19 protein-coding genes and 1 pseudogene are annotated in these 18,875 nt (G+C 33.6%); 5 read left to right on the top strand and 15 right to left on the bottom strand.

Translation table 11 applies throughout. The annotated features are described in order from the left end of the window. Positions 1 to 71: 71 nt before the first annotated feature. Entirely contained in the window at positions 72 to 1,061 is a 990-nt protein-coding gene (locus PYW44_RS01240) for a Gfo/Idh/MocA family protein (protein ID WP_021338885.1), read from the bottom strand. Positions 1,062 to 1,308: 247 nt separating this feature from the next. Between PYW44_RS01240 and PYW44_RS01235 the strand changes: the two genes are divergently transcribed. Next, complete coding sequence (locus tag PYW44_RS01235; RefSeq protein ID WP_002506496.1) at positions 1,309 to 1,734, top strand: hypothetical protein; 426 nt, start codon at positions 1,309 to 1,311, stop codon at positions 1,732 to 1,734. A 24-nt stretch (positions 1,735 to 1,758) separates the two neighbouring features. Beyond that, a complete protein-coding gene (locus PYW44_RS01230; RefSeq protein ID WP_002506495.1) occupies positions 1,759 to 2,091 on the top strand; it encodes a YflT domain-containing protein in 333 nt (110 codons plus the stop codon). 82 nt (positions 2,092 to 2,173) lie between these two features. On the opposite strand, the gene PYW44_RS01225 is transcribed toward PYW44_RS01230, so the two are convergent. The 6 genes from PYW44_RS01225 to PYW44_RS01200 all read right to left on the bottom strand — a co-directional run bounded on the left by PYW44_RS01225 (position 2,174) and on the right by PYW44_RS01200 (position 6,626). Beyond that, positions 2,174 to 2,374, bottom strand: a complete 201-nt coding sequence (locus tag PYW44_RS01225) for a hypothetical protein (RefSeq protein WP_115075933.1) — start codon at positions 2,372 to 2,374, stop codon at positions 2,174 to 2,176. Positions 2,375 to 2,565: 191 nt separating this feature from the next. Further along, entirely contained in the window at positions 2,566 to 3,588 is a 1,023-nt protein-coding gene (locus PYW44_RS01220) for a lipoate--protein ligase (RefSeq protein ID WP_002511629.1), read from the bottom strand. 9 nt (positions 3,589 to 3,597) lie between these two features. After that, entirely contained in the window at positions 3,598 to 4,482 is an 885-nt protein-coding gene (locus tag PYW44_RS01215) for an SIR2 family NAD-dependent protein deacylase (protein WP_002511630.1), read from the bottom strand. After that, positions 4,475 to 5,260, bottom strand: coding sequence for a protein-ADP-ribose hydrolase (locus PYW44_RS01210; protein WP_115075932.1), 786 nt, complete (start codon positions 5,258 to 5,260; stop codon positions 4,475 to 4,477). Before PYW44_RS01210 ends, PYW44_RS01215 begins: the two co-directional genes overlap by 8 nt. Positions 5,261 to 5,263: 3 nt before the next feature. Continuing rightward, on the bottom strand, positions 5,264 to 5,596 hold the full coding sequence (locus tag PYW44_RS01205) for a glycine cleavage system H family protein (RefSeq protein WP_002506490.1): 333 nt from the start codon (positions 5,594 to 5,596) through the stop codon (positions 5,264 to 5,266). 25 nt (positions 5,597 to 5,621) lie between these two features. Continuing rightward, positions 5,622 to 6,626, bottom strand: a complete 1,005-nt coding sequence (locus tag PYW44_RS01200; RefSeq protein ID WP_002511632.1) for an LLM class flavin-dependent oxidoreductase — start codon at positions 6,624 to 6,626, stop codon at positions 5,622 to 5,624. Between the two features lie 303 nt (positions 6,627 to 6,929). Here PYW44_RS01200 and PYW44_RS01195 point away from each other — a divergent pair, with 303 nt between their 5' ends. Further along, positions 6,930 to 8,150 carry an NADH-dependent flavin oxidoreductase gene (locus PYW44_RS01195; RefSeq protein ID WP_021338888.1) on the top strand — a complete coding sequence of 407 codons (1,221 nt, stop codon included), beginning with the start codon at positions 6,930 to 6,932 and terminating at the stop codon, positions 8,148 to 8,150. Between the two features lie 154 nt (positions 8,151 to 8,304). On the opposite strand, the gene PYW44_RS01190 is transcribed toward PYW44_RS01195, so the two are convergent. The 4 genes from PYW44_RS01190 to PYW44_RS01175 all read right to left on the bottom strand — a co-directional run bounded on the left by PYW44_RS01190 (position 8,305) and on the right by PYW44_RS01175 (position 12,133). Further along, a complete protein-coding gene (locus tag PYW44_RS01190; RefSeq protein ID WP_021338889.1) occupies positions 8,305 to 9,948 on the bottom strand; it encodes an alpha-keto acid decarboxylase family protein in 1,644 nt (547 codons plus the stop codon). 90 nt (positions 9,949 to 10,038) lie between these two features. After that, positions 10,039 to 10,974, bottom strand: coding sequence for a ketopantoate reductase family protein (locus PYW44_RS01185; protein WP_002511635.1), 936 nt, complete (start codon positions 10,972 to 10,974; stop codon positions 10,039 to 10,041). Positions 10,975 to 11,075: 101 nt separating this feature from the next. Then, positions 11,076 to 11,534, bottom strand: a complete 459-nt coding sequence (locus tag PYW44_RS01180) for a MarR family winged helix-turn-helix transcriptional regulator (protein ID WP_002511636.1) — start codon at positions 11,532 to 11,534, stop codon at positions 11,076 to 11,078. An 80-nt stretch (positions 11,535 to 11,614) separates the two neighbouring features. Beyond that, complete coding sequence (locus PYW44_RS01175) at positions 11,615 to 12,133, bottom strand: TetR/AcrR family transcriptional regulator (protein WP_021338890.1); 519 nt, start codon at positions 12,131 to 12,133, stop codon at positions 11,615 to 11,617. 145 nt (positions 12,134 to 12,278) lie between these two features. On the opposite strand from PYW44_RS01175, the gene PYW44_RS01170 reads away from it, so the two are divergent. Next, positions 12,279 to 13,196, top strand: coding sequence for a ketopantoate reductase family protein (locus tag PYW44_RS01170; protein WP_021338891.1), 918 nt, complete (start codon positions 12,279 to 12,281; stop codon positions 13,194 to 13,196). A 113-nt stretch (positions 13,197 to 13,309) separates the two neighbouring features. On the opposite strand, the gene PYW44_RS01165 is transcribed toward PYW44_RS01170, so the two are convergent. The 4 genes and pseudogenes from PYW44_RS01165 to PYW44_RS13375 form a co-directional block, all read right to left on the bottom strand. Continuing rightward, positions 13,310 to 14,254 carry a TDT family transporter gene (locus tag PYW44_RS01165; RefSeq protein ID WP_002506482.1) on the bottom strand — a complete coding sequence of 315 codons (945 nt, stop codon included), beginning with the start codon at positions 14,252 to 14,254 and terminating at the stop codon, positions 13,310 to 13,312. Positions 14,255 to 14,508: 254 nt separating this feature from the next. Continuing rightward, positions 14,509 to 14,937 (bottom strand): NAD(+)--rifampin ADP-ribosyltransferase, encoded by a 429-nt coding sequence (gene arr / locus PYW44_RS01160; RefSeq protein WP_002506481.1) that lies wholly within the window; start codon positions 14,935 to 14,937, stop codon positions 14,509 to 14,511. Between the two features lie 194 nt (positions 14,938 to 15,131). After that, the gene (locus PYW44_RS01155) at positions 15,132 to 15,878 is read right to left on the bottom strand and encodes a glycerophosphodiester phosphodiesterase family protein (protein WP_002506480.1); all 747 of its coding nucleotides are present in this window, start codon (positions 15,876 to 15,878) and stop codon (positions 15,132 to 15,134) included. 152 nt (positions 15,879 to 16,030) lie between these two features. Next, positions 16,031 to 16,423 (bottom strand): annotated as a pseudogene (locus tag PYW44_RS13375) (M23 family metallopeptidase); the annotation flags it as partial. Between the two features lie 1,240 nt (positions 16,424 to 17,663). On the opposite strand from PYW44_RS13375, the gene PYW44_RS01145 reads away from it, so the two are divergent. After that, positions 17,664 to 18,869 carry an MFS transporter gene (locus PYW44_RS01145; protein WP_002506478.1) on the top strand — a complete coding sequence of 402 codons (1,206 nt, stop codon included), beginning with the start codon at positions 17,664 to 17,666 and terminating at the stop codon, positions 18,867 to 18,869. The last annotated feature ends 6 nt before the right edge of the window (positions 18,870 to 18,875 follow it).

The following is an 18,875-nucleotide window of genomic DNA, read 5'->3' as shown; positions in this document are numbered from 1 at the left end:
TTAAAAATCTATCGACAACATAAAATCCAGCACTCACACTTAAGTGAAGTACTGGATTTTTTATTGCTTAATTATTTTAATGAAGGACCCACTTTAATATTTGCACTATCTAATGCAAGTTCTAATACTTCTATAACTTGAATACTATGCTCTAATTTTTCTTCTGCTAAATCGAAATTTTTATCATTAATAATCTGAACCATCTTCACAAATTCCTCATACATACGATGTTTTTGTTGGTTAACTTGATATGATTGTGTACCACCGTCATTAAATGTAAGATCAAACGCTTTTAATTCATTTGTTGGACCTTTAATATGAATTGTTGCATTTTCACCTTGAATGTAAGACTGATTGTCAGAACTAGAGTCTTTTGCACCAATACAAACAACTTTCATTTCATCATAATCAAGATTTAAGATACCAGATGTATCAATATCATTTTTAACGTTAGCAAAATAAGTAACACCTTTAGGCATCCCGAAGAGTCCAACTGCTAAATGGATATTGTATACATTGATATCCATGAGTGCACCTCCGCCCTTCTCAGGATCGAAAGCAGGTTGAATAATGCCTTTTTTAAAATTATCATATCTTGAAGAGTACTGTGAATAATTAAATTGGGCTATTTTACATGTACCTATTTCACTCACTGATTGTTTTAACACATCATAATTACTCAAATACAGGTTAGTAATAGCTTCGATAATAATAACGTTGTTCGCTTCAGCCAATGCTTTTAATGTTGTTAATTCTTCTTTAGTTAAAGTAAATGGTTTTTCACATATTACATGTTTCTGTTGCTCAATTGCTTTGCGTGCATAATCAAAATGCAGATGATTTGGTACAGCTAAATAAATCGTTTCTATACCTTCATCTTGAAGGAACTCATTATAATCCGTAAAAATTGTTTTAATATTAAACTGTTTCTGTAAACTTTCTACATTTTCTGGATTTCTTCCTGTTGAAATAATACTATGAAACTCAATGTCTGAAATTTCTTCCATCACTGGTAATGCTTCTTTGACGATCTTGCCCGCGCCTACGATACCTAATTTCATGTTGGTCTCTCCTTCTCACTTAATCTAAATTATGCTACGTTATCACTTGGTACAATATTAAATTGTTAATAGCTATTTTAAAACCCATTCAATATATCATTATATTTGAATTCATCATGTAATTCAAAATCCACAGTCTTGATACAATTCGTATTTTGTTTTGAAAATCTCACTAGTGGTATACAATTAATATAAAGGTATAACATGAAATCATTTTTTATATTCTTTAAATAAAGGAGGCATTTTTGTGTCCATATTTTATTTTTTAATATTTATAGTAATTGTTTTAATTATTTATTTCATTTTCCGAAAAAATTATAAAAAAGAAGCTGCAGTTAATAAAAGAAAACGTAAACGCGAAAAAAGAGTAGCAAACTATATTAGCGAAGCTTTTAAAATAGAAAATTTAGAAGATGTTAAAGAAAGTAAAACAACAATTGCTTTGGTTTATCCTAAAGAAACATTAGATGTTGAACCTGAACAAGTCGTAAAAGTAGAAAATCAAAGTGAAGAAAAAGTCGTAACAGAATTTGAAATGCCTGAAGGTATTAAAAGAGAAGAATTATATGACTTTTCTCTTAAACACACTAAATTTTATATCGCACATGATCGTTACGCACGTCTTAAAACGGTTGATGAAAATGAACAAACAAATAGTGGCATTATAAAATAATTCAATTGTTAAAGGAGTATGTATATGACACCAATTGTTAAAGCTTATTCAAATGATGAAGACATTGAAATTAATATCAACACATTAAAAGATCAAAAAATTAATGCAAAAGATATTTATGTTCTATCTCATGATGCAGATCATACAGAACGCATCGTGAAAAATACAGAGGTCTCAGGTATTGATTACAATCGTTCTGATGTTGGCGAAGATGAACAAAACCAAGGTGACCAACTAAGAGATAAGTTACAAATTCTTGGCGTTTCTGAAAGTGATGCGCAAGATTACGAAGAACTTATGGATCAAGGTAATGTACTACTCATTGTTACAGATCAACGCGCAGCTAATGTACTCTAAAATTAAATTATTTAGCTAAACCAATGTACCCCGTATTCTTTTAATTAGGATGCGGGGTACATTGGTCTTTTATACATATTTATTATAATTGATTAAAGTTATTTTCTTGAAAATCTGTAATTTTAGCAATTTCTACTTTTTGGTCTTTAGGCTCCAATACATGTAAATACTGTTCATCGTCATTATCTTCAATTTTCTTTACAGTAATGCGGTCATGTTCTATAGTTTCGATAATTATTTCTGAATGCTTATTTAAAGCCTCTTTAATATGTTGCTTATCCATGCTACAACCTCCTTAAGTAAAAGCTGATTATATTTCGAGTCTCTTCATCTTCTACCCTTAAGGTATTTTTCAAATCAAAGAAAACATAACCAACCTATTTATAAACCATTGAATATTGTTGTGACGAAAGTGAATGTAACAATTAAGGCTGAGACATGAATTTATGTCTCAGCCTTAATTATCAATTTTTATTAACTTAATATTACATCTACTAATTCTTCTGCAGTAGCTTTACCGAAATAATATGTAATGTCTATTTCACTTAAAGCTTTTAATAAATCCTCTTTGACTACACGTACGCCTTTGAGTTGTTCTTCAACGTCTTTAATGTCGCCTTGTCCAAAAAAATCTCCATAAATACGACATGCTGAAATACGTCCTTTTTCTACCGAAAGAGAGATATCAATCGTGCCTGCCGCTAATCTCGCGTCTCTATTATATTCATAGCGTGGGGAACCACCAAAATTCCATTCCCAATTTTTATATTTTGACGCTAACATTTCATCAACGGCTTCCCAATCAGCATCAGTTAATTCGTAACGCTTTGCGTCATTCATATCATCAATGTCTAAAATCTCTTTAACCATCAGATCTTTAAATTCATGGATCGTTACATTTTGATATTCCGGTGCCAAATATTCACGAATATTGCCTACACGTGATCTTACGGATTTAATACCTTTGGATTCTATTTTTTTACGATTCGGCTTCAATACTTTAACCATAGGTTCATAATCTACATCCAATAATAAAGAATAGCCACCATAGATACGTCCCTTAATCAAAGTCATTGCTGCACCAGATACTTTTTTATCGTGAATGGCTAAATCATTACGTCCACTTTGCACAACTTCTGTTGCACCCAGTTGATGTAAAGCATGTATACCTGGTTCGTAAAAGCGTTTAAAATTACCATAAATTGTATCGTCTTTTTCTAAAATACAACACATATTCACTGCACCACTGTCTACATAAACTGCGCCACCACCTGTATCACGGCGAACAACTTGAATACCATGTTCATCTAAATAATCTTGGTTAATTTCTACCGCAGTATTTTGAAAACGACCTATCTCCACTTTTGGATCACAGATATACGGGAATAAGATATCCTCATTTAAAAATATATTTTGGCTAACGTGAATTTGCATCGCTAATGCAACTGCACCGTCTGTTATATATTCGCCATTGCGAATAGGTTCAATTAAATACATATTGTTCTCCTATATAGTTAATTTTTTGTTGGCTTCAGTTATGAGTGTTGAAATATCTTCGGTTAGATGTATTGTTCTATCTCGAATATTTTCTGGAATACGATATGCTTTCTTATTCATTGTCATAAATAAAGCATTTGGATTATGTCGTGTCATGCGTTGAAAAGGTTGTTTCACATATTGTGGTGTCGTATAGCCAATACCTATTTCTAGATATAATACTTTATCTTCTTTATGTGCATCAAGGAACTGATTATAGCGAGATAACTGCGCATGAAAATCAGCATCCTCTACCATACCAACTTGTGCTTTTCGTTTATTGATTTCCATGGGCGCATCACATTCAGGACAATGCGGCAAGAGTTCTCGTGGTACTTCCATATTCTCTTGTTCTACAATCATTTGACGTATTGCAGCATCATCACGGTAAGTCTGCGCATGACAATGTTGACTACATTGCCACAAGATATACTCTCCTTGAATATGAAAAACTTTATCCAAATCAAAATCAGCTACCGCAAATGCATTATCTGCATTCGTCGTGATGATATGATAATCTTTATTACTTAAAATTTGATTAAGCGCAGTGTAAGATGCTCCTACAGGTTGGTCTAAATAATTCAGCGCAACAAATCGACTTTGAAAAGCCCAATATTCTTGCCAACTTTCGAATGTATGAAGGCTTGCTTGTAGCATATCAAAGAAACCGTATTTTTTAATAAAATCCGGGAAATTTTGTGTGAAACGTTCACCTATATACGTAAAACCATCTGACGCTGACATACCGGCACCTATCCCAACCACAACTGCGTCCGCTTCATTTAAAGCATCTGCTAATATATCGGATTGTCGATTATAACTAGTATTTAAGACATCCCAAGTTGATTCAGTCATAATGTTTCAGTCCTTCCTTATACAATGCAGCATCTTTATCTGTAAACACATTGAAAACCACTGTGATATCAGAATCATGTTCTCTTTTATATTGCATTACAGTCGAAATTGCTATCTGTCTAGCCTCATCTTGAGGGAAACCAAATACGCCTGTTGAAATACAACAAAAAGCAATACTTGATAAGTTTTGCTGGTCCGCAAGTTCGAGACAGCTTCGATACGAGCGCGCAAGTAAATCACGGTTCATTTGTGACACCGGTGTCTTACGAATTTGTGGTCCTACTGTATGAATGACATATTGAGCAGGCAAGTTATAAGCAGGGGTGATTTTTGCTTTACCAACACCTTCACATCTACCTTGTTTATCTATTAAATCTGCACAAGCTAAACGCAACTGGACGCCTGCTTTAGTATGAATGATATTATCAATACAGTTATGATTCGGCTCAAAACAGCCTAACAGCTTACTGTTAGCCGCATTTACAATAGCGTCTACCTCAAGCTGCGTGATATCACCTTGCCATAAATATATATCGTCATTGAGATATGGGGTTAATGATGTTAACGACGTAACTTGTTGCGCATTGTAATTTTTCAAAAATGCATCTTGTACCTCAATAAAATCAGCTTCAATCGGTGTTGCTGGCCTTACATTTACTAACCCTCGAAACGTTTCGAAACGTTCTGCTTCCTTATCAGGTAAGTCTGCAATGGCGCCATCATGTGTTTCTTGCCACAAATACTCAATTAAATACGCCAAACGTTCTGTTTGTTGCATAATTTATGCCTCAGGAAGTGCATTAAATGCTGCTTCGTCAACATTTTCTAATTTAACTAACCAATTTTCTTCAGCTTTTTCAGAATTTAAAAGCGTTGGTTCATCTTCAGCTTTTGTATTACGTGCAACAATTTTACCTGCTAATGGTGATTGAACGTCTAATACTGTTTTAGAAGCTTCAATACTAACAATTTCGTCATCGACTTTAATGTCGTCGCCACCCATAAATTCAACATAACCTACTGTTCCTACATCATCTTGCAATTCAGGTGTCATACTATATACGTACTGCTCTCCAACTTTTTCTACCCATAAATAATTTGCTAATTTTTTCATAAAATATCTTCCTTTCATCAATTTGTTATAAATATATTTGCGCGAGTAATTCGATTGTACGACAGCGTTGCGCTATGTCTGGTATCAAAGGTACAACCATCACTTCGTCAGCATTAAATGTTTGAATCATTGTGTCTATTTGTTTTTTTGCACTTTCTTTTGTACCTACAATTATACGAGCTCGGCTTTGAGTAATCAAACGTTCATCTCTTTCAGAACGTGAATATGATTGTGCTGTTTCGATAGAAGGTAGACGCTCAAATTCGGCAAATTGTTGTTTTCCTAGTAGCCAAACGTCTAATGATTGAGCTAGTGCATCTGCTTCTGATGCTGTATCAGCAACTGCAACAAATGTAGTGAGCATAACAGTAGGTTTCATATTTAATGCCGTAGGTTTAAAGGCTTCTCTATAAGCTTGTACACTGCTTTCAGCTTTTTTAATTGCTTTTTCATTAGGTAATAAAAAAGTTCCCAGTGTATATCCCATGCCTTGACGTCCTGCCATTTGTGCAGACGGTACACTCGTACTTAATAGCCACATTTGAGGCACAGTAGTAACACGAGGTTGTGCAAATACTTGTTTAAAACGTTGCTCTGGTTCACGCTCAGTTAGATAATGTCGCACATCGGTAATAGACTGCTCGTAGTCTAAGAAATGTGTTTTCGTTTCATTCATAGCTTGTTTTACACTGGGTGTACCTGAATTATTACCGATACCTAAGTCTACACGCCTAGGGTAAAATGCTTCTAATAATCGAAAATTTTCAGCCACTTTAAACGGACTATAATGCGGTAACATCACTCCACCCGAACCGAGTCGGATTTGCTTCGTCTTTGCCAGTAATTGCATCATCAATAATTCTGGACTACTACATGCAAACGCCGGTACATTATGATGTTCCGTCATCCAAAAGCGCTTATAACCAAGTTTGTCTGCTAATTGCGCTAAGCGTACTGTATCCTGTAAGGCATCTTGTGCTGACTTGCCTTCATCAATAACAGCGTAATCTAAAATATTCAATTGAACCACGTTGGTTACCACCTCCACCAATACTGACCTTATATACTTTGTCGTACTTATAATGTAAGCACTTTCGTTTGAGTGTATATCGTATCTCAGTTATGCTAAAATTCATGTACAAAACTTTAGACACGTATCTGCAAAACATGTTTCCCTTTTTTAAATTACCCTCACCCTCTAGGATAACTGATATAGAAAATTTTTGTTACATTTTGCTTGAAAAAATTACCATATTTTTTATTTAATTGACCACGATATCCTATTAGTGTTAATTTAAAATTACATATTACAACGAAGATCGAGGTTATAGTTATGAAAACTCATTATCAAGCATTATTCGAACCATTAACATTACCCAATGGCGTCGTCTTCAATAACCGTTTTGTGCTATCACCTATGACTACGAATTCCTCAACACAAGACGGACATATTACTGAGCAAGACTTACGCTATGCACAACGCCGGGCACACGCTGCGCCCTTACAAGTAACAGGTGCAGCCTATATTGAACCTTATGGTCAATTATTTGAATATGGTTTTAGTATCACTGATGACAGTTGTATACCTGGTTTAAAAAAATTAGCAACTGCAATGAAAAAAAATGGCAATAAAGCCATTTTACAACTGACTCACGCAGGAAGATTTTCAAATCAAGCCATCTTAAATTATGGCCAAGTTTATGGCCCAAGCGCTATGTCCTTAAATTCTCCTATTCAACATGACGTTCTAGCTATGTCTATAGATAAAATCACCTCTGTAACGCATCAATATGCGGAGGCAACTTCTCGTGCTATACAAGCTGGTTTTGATGGTGTAGAAGTTTCAGCTGCCCAACGCTTACTTATACAAACATTTTTCTCTACTTTTTCTAATCAACGTACAGATCAATACGGAAATCAAAGTTTAGATAATCGTGCTCGTATCGGGTTGGAAATACTAGCTGCTGTACAAAAAGTCATTGATAAAGAAGCACCACCACAATTTATTTTAGGCTATCGCGCTACACCTGAGGAAACACGAGGGAGTGATGTGGGTTATACAATAGACGAATTCAACGAACATCTGGATTGGGTATTAGATACAGCGAATATACAATATTTAGCAATCGCAAGTTGGGGACGTCAAATTTATCAAAACAAAGTCCGTTCTGACGGCAAGCACACAGGAAAATATGTCAATGCTGTCGTCCATGATTACCTTGATGGTAGAATTCCTGTCATCGCTAGTGGCGGTATTAATTCACCTGAAAGTGCGCTTGATGCTTTACAACATGCAGATATGGTGGGGATGTCGTCTCCATTTGTGACGGAACCAGATTTTGTCTTAAAATTACAAGAAGACCGTCCAGAGGATATTGATTTACATGTAACCATCGACGATATTGATGAACTCGCAATCCCGTACGCGGCGTTTAAAGATATCGTTAAAATGATGGACTACGGCGAAGGGTTAAAAAAAGAAACCCGTGACGAGTTACGTAAACTTGAAACAAACTATGATCAAGTAGATTATGAAGCAATAGAAAAAGATTAATTTAAAATACTGACAAACTGAGCAGATAAAACAGCTTAGTTTGTCTTTTTTATATCGCGTATTTGCTTTGTAAAAACGAATTAATATCTCAAAATATGTAAAAAGCATTGGACCTTATCATGTCCAATGCTTCCTTGTTACATTTTATGTGAATTTAACCATTTTGTTTGGCAAATGCTTGGCCAATTGCATTTAATTTATGTGGTGCGTCATGTACTGCCATCTTCACTTCAACTAGATGCATCATGTCTGGTTGTGCCTCGATTTCGAGGAATGTATTTTGTAGTGTTTCACTCGTTGTCACATCGTGCACAATGACTTCATCTTTTCCACCGAAGACTGTTGGTAATAATTTATAATCCCACATTTTAATATCGTTGTATGACGCATTTTCTCCATGAATTTTACGTTCTACTGTATAACCATCATTATTGATAACAAAAATAATCGGCTTGATTTGCGCTCTGATCATCGAAGACATTTCTTGTACTGTTAATTGTAAGGAACCGTCTCCAATTAATAATAAATTTCTACGCTGTGTGTTCGCCATCTGCGTACCCAGTGTCGCTGGTAAAGTATAACCAATTGACCCCCATAATGGCTGTCCTATAAATTTATTGTTACTGTATAACGCTAAATCATAAGCACCAAAGAATGATGTGCCTTGTTCAGCTAATATCACGTCGTCTTGCTTAATAAAATCTTGCATCATTTTGAAATAAGTTGCTTGAGATAAAGGATCTCCATTCAAATCGTATTGATTTTCTTTAGGACGTTGAAATTGAGGGAACGTTGCGCCATTAACGTAATTAATTGTATTTAAGCCATCCAATAAATCGATAAGTGATACTTCCATATCTTTCGTTTCATTCATTTTAAAGTGACGATGATTAATCATAACGACATCATCAATATCAAATTGATACGAATATCCTGCAGTTGCAGAATCTGTTAATTTCGCTCCAATATTTAAAATTGCATCACTTTGATCCACGTAATTTCTAATATCTTCTTCTGCTAAAGAGCCATCATAAATACCCATGTAATATGGGTTTTCTTCATTAAACGAACCTTTGCCTAATGATAATTGTGCTACAGGAATTTGCGTTTGATTCACAAATTGTTCAAGCTTTTCATGTAAATCGAAACTATTAATCTCATGGCCTGTGATTATGACTGGTTTATCCGCACTTTGTAACTTTTCTTTGATCATATTCACATATTTAGCAACATCCATCCCCTGATGTTGTGGCACTTCAAACGGTTGGTCTACTTCAATTTCTACGCTTGCTACGTCAATTGGTAAATGTATATGCACTGGGCGTTTTTCAGTTAATGCAGCTTCAATTACTCTAGGAATTTCTGACTGGGCATTTTCAGGCGTAAGATACGCTTGTGTCGTCGTAATCGGTTCATACATTTTTCTGTAGTCATCAAAATTTCCTTCTCCTAAGGAATGATGCACATACTTCCCTGCATTTTCTACTGCTCTTGTAGGCGCACCGGTAATTTGAATAACCGGCACACGTTCAGCATATGCACCAGCAATACCGTTAACAGCACTGAGTTCTCCTACACCAAATGTTGTTACCATTGCACTTATCCCTTTTAAGCGCGCATAGCCATCAGCCGCATAACTAGCATTTAATTCATTTGTGTTACCAACCCAGTCCATATCATCGCGACTAATAATATCATCTAGAAAAGTCAGATTAAAGTCACCTGGCACACCGAATACTTTATCGACGCCTACAGCGCTGATGCAGTCCATTAAATATTGTCCTATACGTTTTTTCATTCATCATTTCCCCTTTTTTATCCATCTCTATTACACTACAAACTTAACTTAATAGAGATGAAAGGTCAACGATGTTGACTTTATTTTTTACTATTTTTTATATGTTAATTCTAATTGATGAATCATATGTGTCAGCATTTCATTATGTGGTGTCGCCACACCACAGGCTTTACCGTATGTAACAATTTGTCCATTTAAATAATCTATTTCTGTTAGCCGCCCTTTATATAAATCTTGATGCATTGATGGATAATGTAAACCTTGTGATTCAATTGGATAAGCAGCTTCAATTTTGTTAATTAAATTTTCAAAATTGAGTTCTAGTCCTCGTGCATGAGCCACAGCCACGATTTCTTCAATAATAGGAATAACCATTTGTCGTGCTTGTTCATATAGTGAAAATTGGTTTATTGTTTTATCTAAGATCGTGCATAATGGATTCAGTACACTGTTCAATGTAGCTTTTGACCATATAGATTCAAAGACATTATCACTGATTGTAGAATTTAATTTTGCATTATTAAAAATTGTATTAATCGCTTCTGTACGATAGTCTTCCCCACCGTCTGCGCGCTGCAGTTCTATTGTTCCTGTACCTTCTAACAGTATTTGTCCAGGCCCTCTTAAACCTGCTGTCCACATCGTTACTGCTAAAAATATTTGTGATTTCGGTATGATTTTGGCAAAACGTTCTTCATGTCCTAAGCCATTCATCATTGTTAATACCGCCGTTGTTTCTTTAATCGCATTAGCTTCATTCAACGCCTCAATCATTGCTTCTGAATCCATCGCTTTTGTTAAAATGATAATCAAATCATATTGTTCATCGATTTGTTCTGGCAACTGCGCTTTGATATTAATATGATATGTATCTTTTTCGGTTTGTATATTCAAGCCATGTTGCTGAATATTTGTAATATGTTCTGTCCAATAATCTATTAAAGTTACATCATATCCTGCTTCGGCAATTTGCGTCCCAACACGACCACCCATTGCTCCTGCCCCTGCAATTGCTATCTTAACCATACAATCATCCTTCCTTTTATTTCATAATAGTAATTCAGCAAGTTAATTCCGCTATAGTTAGAAAATCCTTAATTTTAAATAGTATAAAGTTGTTTAATCATTTAATCTTTCTTATTCTCGTCTTTTAAATATTTTACTTCTTGAAATCCTGTACGATAAGAAGCAAATTCTTCCATTATGGCATACCAATCATTGCCAACTTTTTTCTGTATATCTTGAAATAAATCATTTTGTGCCTTATTAAGTTCTTTTACTAATTTGGTTCCTTTTTCTGTGGGGTACAAGGCTTTAATACGTTTATCCGTTTCGGTTGGTTGTTCAGTGATATATGCCTCATCTTTTAATTTTTTCAACGTTGCATGACTGCCTTGTTTAGAAATCTCTAAACTTTTCAATAAATCTTTTATTGTAATTCCAGGTACTTTTTCGATAAAAAATAAGAACCTATGATGTTGTCTATTTAAGCCATATGCTTCAATAATTTCATCTGCTGTATTTATAAACGTTTTGTAAGCAAAATAAAATAACAAATTCTCATAATCATTATTATTACTTTCCATTATTCACATTCCTTTTTTGTAATTTTTAGCGCATCGGCGGGGGTTATTAATTAATATCTTTATTACAGTTCAGTTGATTGTTACAAGTGCTTTAAATGTGGCTCCAATAATACAGAAAGTTCTCCTACTAAAGTATCTATATCACACGGTTTTGATTCTTCAATCCACCATATAATAACGCCTACTACAGCAGAAGATAAAAACTGGGCAGTAATTTCACTGTTTTGTTTATTTATGGTGTCGCGCATTTTCTTTGATAATGTTTGCTTAAGCATATTAAGATCTGACTTTTTAACCAAAGTTTTCAAAATATCGTACTTATCGTCAATCACGTACATGACTTCACGCAACGTTTCTTTATTATCTCCTGATTCTGCAAGATAAATATTGCATTTATCCACTGCTGCGCCCAAAATATAATCAATTGCATGGTCTAAAATGTCGTACTTATCTATAAAATTCAAATAAATGGTACCTCTATTTATATTGGCATGTTGAGCAATATCATTCATTGATATTTTATCAAAGTCTTTTTCTCTAATCAGTTCAACAAAGCTACGAATAATAAGTTTTTGGGATTTTTCTTTTCGTTTATCCATTTTAACTCCTTTTAATATCAACATTTTTTAATATTTGTTCATTAAACATCAACAAGGTTGTATTGTTCATTGAGTTTAAATCTTATTGATGATAACTTCAAGCTATTAAACAATTGTTCAATAACTAAATTGGAGTGATAATGATATGAAAATTTTAATATATGGTGCAGGTGTACAGGGACAATTTTTAGCTCACGCACTAAATACCAAAGATAATGACATTACAATGTTTGCACGTGGAAAAACTTTAGAGCACTTGAATCAAAAAGGTTTGAAACTTCAGCATTCATTGCAAAGAAAAACGACAAATGAACATATAACAACGATAAGTACACTTTCAGAACATGATATTTATGATGTTATTTTTGTAACTATGAAATATTCAGATTTTTACAATGTCGTACCAACATTAGCTCAAAACAAAAGTGAAAACATTATTTTCATTGGAAATAACATGAATCCTAAATTACTACAAAGCACATTGACGCAACAGAGTAATCACCTTAAGCATATCACTTTCGGCTTTTTAATGACTGGTGGTTCAAGAGAAGCAAGCCATACTAATATTTTAAGATTTAATGCTGGAGAGCTCAAAGTAGGAAACATGCATGGAGAAATTACATTCTCAGACAAACTAAATTCAATATTTAAAAATGCGAAAATCAAACTAACTTATGAACAGAACTTTGAAGATTGGTTGATGTCACACGCTGCTTTAGTCTTACCTTTAAACATGCTATTTATTCTAAAACAAAACCAAAACACTAACGCGCAGACGTTAACCAAAGAAACGATAGCTGCTTTTACTGAACTACATCAATTGTTAGAACACAAAGGCCATACTATAAAACCAAAAGCACAGTTTATTATATTTAAAAATTTCAAAGGATTATCCAATATAGTATTAAAAACAGTTATGAACATTGGCCTCATCAATCAAACACAAGGTTCTTTTAAAGAGCTTGAAGCACTTTATAACGATGTTAAAGTACTCAATCAAAATACAGCACTAACTACAAGTCATCTAGATGCTCTATTTGAAGCGAGCAAATCCGTCAGTTAAAACGACTCAATTCATTGCAGTTAAAAAGGAGTGGGTATACGAAATCAAAATTTAATTTCGTATACCCACTCCCACTATGCTGACTAGATGATAGGTTCATTCTTTAATTTAGGTTATTTTATTTCAATTGTACGTTTCTTTAGAAATGAAGCATATCCTAAAATCACGTAAATCACAGTCACGATTGCAAATATCACTTCAAATATCATTACAAAATACAATACACTTTGTACTTTATGAGGTAAAGATTCAATTTCAAGTAAGTTATAGAGTGATGTCGCTGTTGTCACCCACGGGAAGGTTAATGCTGAGAATGAAAATCTAAAATTCAATTTATATAATTTCGGTATAAATGTTAATGAGTATATAAATATGAGTTGAGAGATAATCAACATCGTTATAATGTAAAACATTTGTGTATGTACTACACTTAATAAATAACCGTTTAAACAAAGTGAAGCTGGTGCTGCTATGATGATTGTCATAGGAAATTGATTTTCGTTATATAATCGCCATGTCTTTTTAAACAGTACGACACATATTAATACTAAAAAGCATAGCGTCGCAATATACACGATCAATTCCCCAAAGAATGGTGAAAAATCTTCAGCAGTTTCTGAAATAACGCCAATTCCCACAAATGTAACAAACCAACTGGTACTCGGAACGATACGTTCATTTTCATGTAAATAAATATGGTAATAAATAAATAACCCAATAATAACAAACTGCAGTATCACAACGAACCACCACAACCAAATTATGATTTCCCAGGTAATATTCAGTTGGTGGTATAAGATATAGAGTAATGTCAGAAACGTCATTGTAAACGTGGGAAAAGTCGCACATATATTACGGTCAGATAATTCTTTCAATACAATGCTAGGAAATTGTATACATTTTAGTATAAATAATCCAACTACAATAACACTAATAATTAAAAATATTGTAGCTAAAACATTCCTATCCATAATGTACAAAAGATTACTTAATGCTGAAATACCCAATGCTAAGCCACAAATAGCAGTCGGTATTACACTTATAAATTTTCGAAACATATCATTTATTAATCCTTTTTATTTATATTTGAATATTACATACATTATAACTATACTATTTTATCGAATTCCAAGCGTTACATCTGTTTATATTGCTTTGAAAGCCGATATGATTCTTCTCATTTATCAAATGAATTTTAACACTAATATGTGACAGATAATACCTCACTGGGAATAATCTTTTTTTATATAAACAAGCAGCCCACTGTTATTAATTATAGACTGCTTTACATTATTTTCATTACAATTGTATATTAATCTTCAATAATGTCTAATCCATCTTTACGTAATTGTGCTAACCCTTTTAACATTTGTTCAATATCATGATTCGAGTGTCGTTCCCATGTAGCTAATTTTGCTACAATTCTCAAAGGTTCCTTCGAGCGATATGAGCGAGTTGGGTTACCAGGAAATTTTTTATCTGTGACATTAGGATCATTTTCAAATGCCCCAATGGGTTCAATAATATAAATATATTCTTGTGCCGGTTCGTCAGCTAATGTAGCCGAAAGTTCTGCCCCCCACTTAGCTGTGTCTAAAGCGCCAGTAAAATAAATATGGTTCATTTTACGGTTTTGATAATTAGAAATTCTCTGTGTTTGTAGTAAATCACCTATTTGTAATTCAGCCTTTGTCCCATGAAAAAATGGTCCTTGATCCAACACTTCTTTTTGTTCTACCATTGTTCAACACTCCTTCTTCATCTAAGCTATTCACCAGTATAAACTGATAAACAATAAAGAAGTAGTCTATAATAATATTATTATTTAATGTATAATTAAGACAAAGGACCTCTGATTTTAAATCATATTAAAAAAGAGCAGAAGAAAATCAAAATTCGGAATTTGCTTTCCTAACCCCCTCCAGAAATACAATTTTACAATCTTTCTAAATGAATCATTTCATCTGCTTTGTCTGTAAAAATACCATCAACGCCCCAATTTGCTAATTGATTTGCACGTAATTGCTTATTTACTGTCCAAACGTTTAATACATAGCCAGCATTTTTAATTTTTTTAACACGTGCTTCTGTCAATTTCGCATCTTCTATATTCACTATTTTCGAACCACAATAATCTAATAACGTTCTCCAATCATCACCAAAAGCTGCTGATTTAAATATTACAGCTCTCTCATAATCAGGTATAAACTGCTCTGCTAATTTCACTAAAACCAAATTAAAACTTGATATCAATACATTTAACTCCGAATCTAATCTTTTTAGTTTATCTGCAACTTGTTTAATCATACTTTCTGATAATACTGTGCCATTCGGACCTGTAACGCCCTTCAATTCAATGTTTAAGTTCATGTTATAGGCATTTGCCAATTCAATAACCTCATCAAACGTAGGTAGTTTTTCTGCTTCAAATTCTGTGCCAAACCAGCTACCTGCTGATGTATCTTTGATGTCGGAATAATTTAATTGTGTCACTTCTCCTACCATATTCGTTGTTCGATCTAAAAAATCATCATGGATTAAAATCAACTGTTCATCTTTAGTAATCGCTACATCTAATTCTATCCATTTTAATCCAGGCGTATTCCCAGCTTCTTTATAAGACGCGAGCGTATTTTCTGGTGCTTTACTTGGTAAACCTCTATGTCCATAAACAGTAAACATACCATCATCCTCTTCAATTTAAATTTAATGTAAGTATGATATGGTATTAAAGATATTTCAAATATTCTTTGTTAATTCTGCATATTACTATAAAAAAACGTCCTTGAATTCTATAACAGAATTTCAAGAACGTTTTATTTTATCATTTTAATTTATGCTTTTGAGTTTACGTATGAAGTTGGGTCTACTGAATAACCGTTACCAATTCCGCCTTCCATGCGTTGGAAGTGTAAATGTGGTGCAGTAGAGTTACCAGTGCTACCTGACTCACCGATTTGTTGTCCTTCTTTAACTTGGTCACCTTTTTGAACGTTTAATGAATTCATGTGCATATACCATTGATAGTTGTCACTGTTTTGTTCTTGGATTGTAACTTGGTTTCCGCCACCATAATTACTCCAACCACTTTGAACAACAGTACCATCTGCTAATGAATACACTGGTGTGTTTTCATCCATTGCATAGTCCACACCGTAATGTGCCCCGCCACCATGATATTGACCATATGGTTGCATTTGACTATTACTTGTTAACCAATTTGATGAACTTGTGCTGTTATTATTGTTTGATGATGTATTGTTATTTGAAGCTTCTGATGTGCTCGCATTGTTATTGTTGTTTGATGATGCATTGTTATTTGAAGCTTCTGATGTGCTCGCATTGTTATTGTTGTTTGATGATGCATTGTTATTTGAAGCTTCTGATGTGCTCGCATTGTTATTGTTGTTTGATGATGCATTGTTATTTGAAGCTTCTGATGTGCTCGCATTGTTATTGTTGTTTGATGATGCATTGTTGTTTGAAGCTTCTGATGAAGGTGCCGCTTCTTGTTGTGTAGCTTGTCCTTCATTAGAACTATTTGTGTTTGTTGATTCTGTAGCAGGTGCATTTGTTGTGTTCTCTACATTATTTGATGTTGCATTTTGTTTTACATCTTCAACACCATTACCGTCATTGCGCGTATAACTATTTTCATAGTTTTCGTTTGATGATGTATTATTTTGTGTATAAGATGCGTTGTCGTTAGCTGCTGTGCTTTGTTCTTGTGATGAAGTTTGAGCAGAAACTTCATTATTAGAACTTTGTGGTGCTTCTTGTGATTGCGCTGGTGCTTCATTTACATCGTAGCCACTCTGTTGAACAGCTTCATGACTTTTATCAGCACTATAGTTGTTATCATTATATGCACTTGTTGCATTCGTATTTGTTGAGTTTGTGCCCTGATTATTCATAGGGAAATAGTAATAATGGTAATTTCCTTCTTCATCAATTAAATAGAAATAATATTGTTGTTGATCAAACATTGATTGATCCCAGTTTCCATCTAATGTATGGTGATAATTCCCATTATTATCTTCATCAATATAACCATATTCAAATATACCATTTGTAGATTGGTTACTTGAATATTGCGTACCTGATTGATTATTCTCTGATGCTTCTGCGTCTGACTGTGCTATGCCCACTGCTCCCAATGACAATGTAGCAATTGTTGCTGTAACGATTTTTTTCATAATTAATAAATCCTCCCAAAATTTTTCCTTAGCTAACAATAGCAAAGAAATTATATAAAGAGAATAGCAGAAACTGTTTTTTAATTTCTTAGTAATTGATTTGAGATACCTGTAATTTTTTTGAAAATTCTATCTAAAGCTTCTAAAAAATACAGTCACTTCTCAATAATCTAAGTCCTCATATTATTAGATCTTTTAAAATAAATAATGTATTTTTTATATTATCTGTTAAGTGATACTATAGATATATTAAGAATAAAGGGGTCATATAATGGAAGATTTGAAAAATAACTATGTAAATAGAGGTTCAAAAGCATATATTAAAATTATCGTTGCACTTTTCATTTCAGGATTTACTATTTTTTCAATTCTATATAGCGTTCAACCATTAATACCCCACTTCACACAATCATTTAATGTGAGCGAAACTGTTGCAAGTTTGGCATTGTCGGCAGCAACCCTGACATTAGCTTTTGCTATGTTATTTTTCGGTGCAATATCGGAAGTAATTGGACGCAAACCTATTATGATTTTTTCTGTAATTTCGGTGTCATTATTAGCGCTAGTGCAACCGTTCATTACAGATTTCAACACCTTCTTAATTGTTAGACTTATACAAGGCATTTGTTTAGCAGGCTTACCCTCTATCGCCATGGCATATATCGGAGAAGAAATTTCTGCACATAGTTTACCCGAGGCAATGGGTATTTATATTAGTGGCAACGCCTTTGGTGGTGCGTTTGGTAGAATATTCACTGGATTTATTTCAAGTATTTATGGGTATCAAGTCGGCTTATTCTCTATTGCAGTTATTAGTGTTATTGCAGCAATATTATTTGCTTTCTTACTACCAGCATCTCGACATTTTGAGAAACAACACTTTTCTGTTAAAGCATTAGTATTGAGCTATAGTCAACATTTGAAAAATATTCGTTTACTAAAACCATTTATGATTGGCTTTCTATTATTAGGCTGTAACATCGCTGCTTTTAACTATATTGGCTTTGTGTTGGCAGCTAAACCTTATCAATTGCATGACAGTATTATTAGCTTTGTTTACTTATTATTCTTAATTGGTATGATATCTTCTATATTAAATGCAAAATTACGTAATAAATTAGGCACATTAAACGCTTTAAAATTCAGCATATTACTATTAATCGTTGGTATTTGGATTACACTTTTACCTTTTTTAGCTTTTAAAATACTCGGATTGGCATTCAGTGTTTATGCATTTTTCAGTGGTCACGCGATAGCAAGTGGCGTAGTTGCAAGTCGTGCTGAACATCATAAAGCGCAAGCATCTAGTTTATATCTATTATTTTATTACATGGGGTCATCTATTGGCGGTACATTAGCAGGTATCTTCTATGGGCTGATACAATGGCCAGGTGTTGTATTTATGATCACAGCTTTCATGATTATTGCATTTATTATTTCATTAACAATCAAACAGAAAACAGCTTACAAATCTTAAATTTAA

Source organism: Staphylococcus equorum (genome assembly GCF_029024965.1).
GTDB classification, from domain to species: domain Bacteria; phylum Bacillota; class Bacilli; order Staphylococcales; family Staphylococcaceae; genus Staphylococcus; species Staphylococcus equorum.
This window is presented reverse-complemented; position numbering and strand designations above follow the sequence as displayed.

Excerpts from the sequence above, each read along its gene's own strand:
- PYW44_RS01240 (WP_021338885.1), bottom strand. The coding sequence starts at position 1,061 with ATGAAATTAGGTATCGTAGGCGCGGGCAAGATCGTCAAAGAAGCATTA.
- PYW44_RS01230 (WP_002506495.1), top strand. The coding sequence starts at position 1,759 with ATGACACCAATTGTTAAAGCTTATTCAAATGATGAAGACATTGAAATT.
- PYW44_RS01225 (WP_115075933.1), bottom strand. The coding sequence starts at position 2,374 with ATGGATAAGCAACATATTAAAGAGGCTTTAAATAAGCATTCAGAAATA.
- PYW44_RS01220 (WP_002511629.1), bottom strand. The coding sequence starts at position 3,588 with ATGTATTTAATTGAACCTATTCGCAATGGCGAATATATAACAGACGGT.
- PYW44_RS01215 (WP_002511630.1), bottom strand. The coding sequence starts at position 4,482 with ATGACTGAATCAACTTGGGATGTCTTAAATACTAGTTATAATCGACAA.
- PYW44_RS01210 (WP_115075932.1), bottom strand. The coding sequence starts at position 5,260 with ATGCAACAAACAGAACGTTTGGCGTATTTAATTGAGTATTTGTGGCAA.
- PYW44_RS01205 (WP_002506490.1), bottom strand. The coding sequence starts at position 5,596 with ATGAAAAAATTAGCAAATTATTTATGGGTAGAAAAAGTTGGAGAGCAG.
- PYW44_RS01195 (WP_021338888.1), top strand. The coding sequence starts at position 6,930 with ATGAAAACTCATTATCAAGCATTATTCGAACCATTAACATTACCCAAT.
- PYW44_RS01190 (WP_021338889.1), bottom strand. The coding sequence starts at position 9,948 with ATGAAAAAACGTATAGGACAATATTTAATGGACTGCATCAGCGCTGTA.
- PYW44_RS01185 (WP_002511635.1), bottom strand. The coding sequence starts at position 10,974 with ATGGTTAAGATAGCAATTGCAGGGGCAGGAGCAATGGGTGGTCGTGTT.
- PYW44_RS01180 (WP_002511636.1), bottom strand. The coding sequence starts at position 11,534 with ATGGAAAGTAATAATAATGATTATGAGAATTTGTTATTTTATTTTGCT.
- PYW44_RS01175 (WP_021338890.1), bottom strand. The coding sequence starts at position 12,133 with ATGGATAAACGAAAAGAAAAATCCCAAAAACTTATTATTCGTAGCTTT.
- PYW44_RS01170 (WP_021338891.1), top strand. The coding sequence starts at position 12,279 with ATGAAAATTTTAATATATGGTGCAGGTGTACAGGGACAATTTTTAGCT.
- PYW44_RS01165 (WP_002506482.1), bottom strand. The coding sequence starts at position 14,254 with ATGTTTCGAAAATTTATAAGTGTAATACCGACTGCTATTTGTGGCTTA.
- arr (WP_002506481.1), bottom strand. The coding sequence starts at position 14,937 with ATGGTAGAACAAAAAGAAGTGTTGGATCAAGGACCATTTTTTCATGGG.
- PYW44_RS01155 (WP_002506480.1), bottom strand. The coding sequence starts at position 15,878 with ATGTTTACTGTTTATGGACATAGAGGTTTACCAAGTAAAGCACCAGAA.
- PYW44_RS01145 (WP_002506478.1), top strand. The coding sequence starts at position 17,664 with ATGGAAGATTTGAAAAATAACTATGTAAATAGAGGTTCAAAAGCATAT.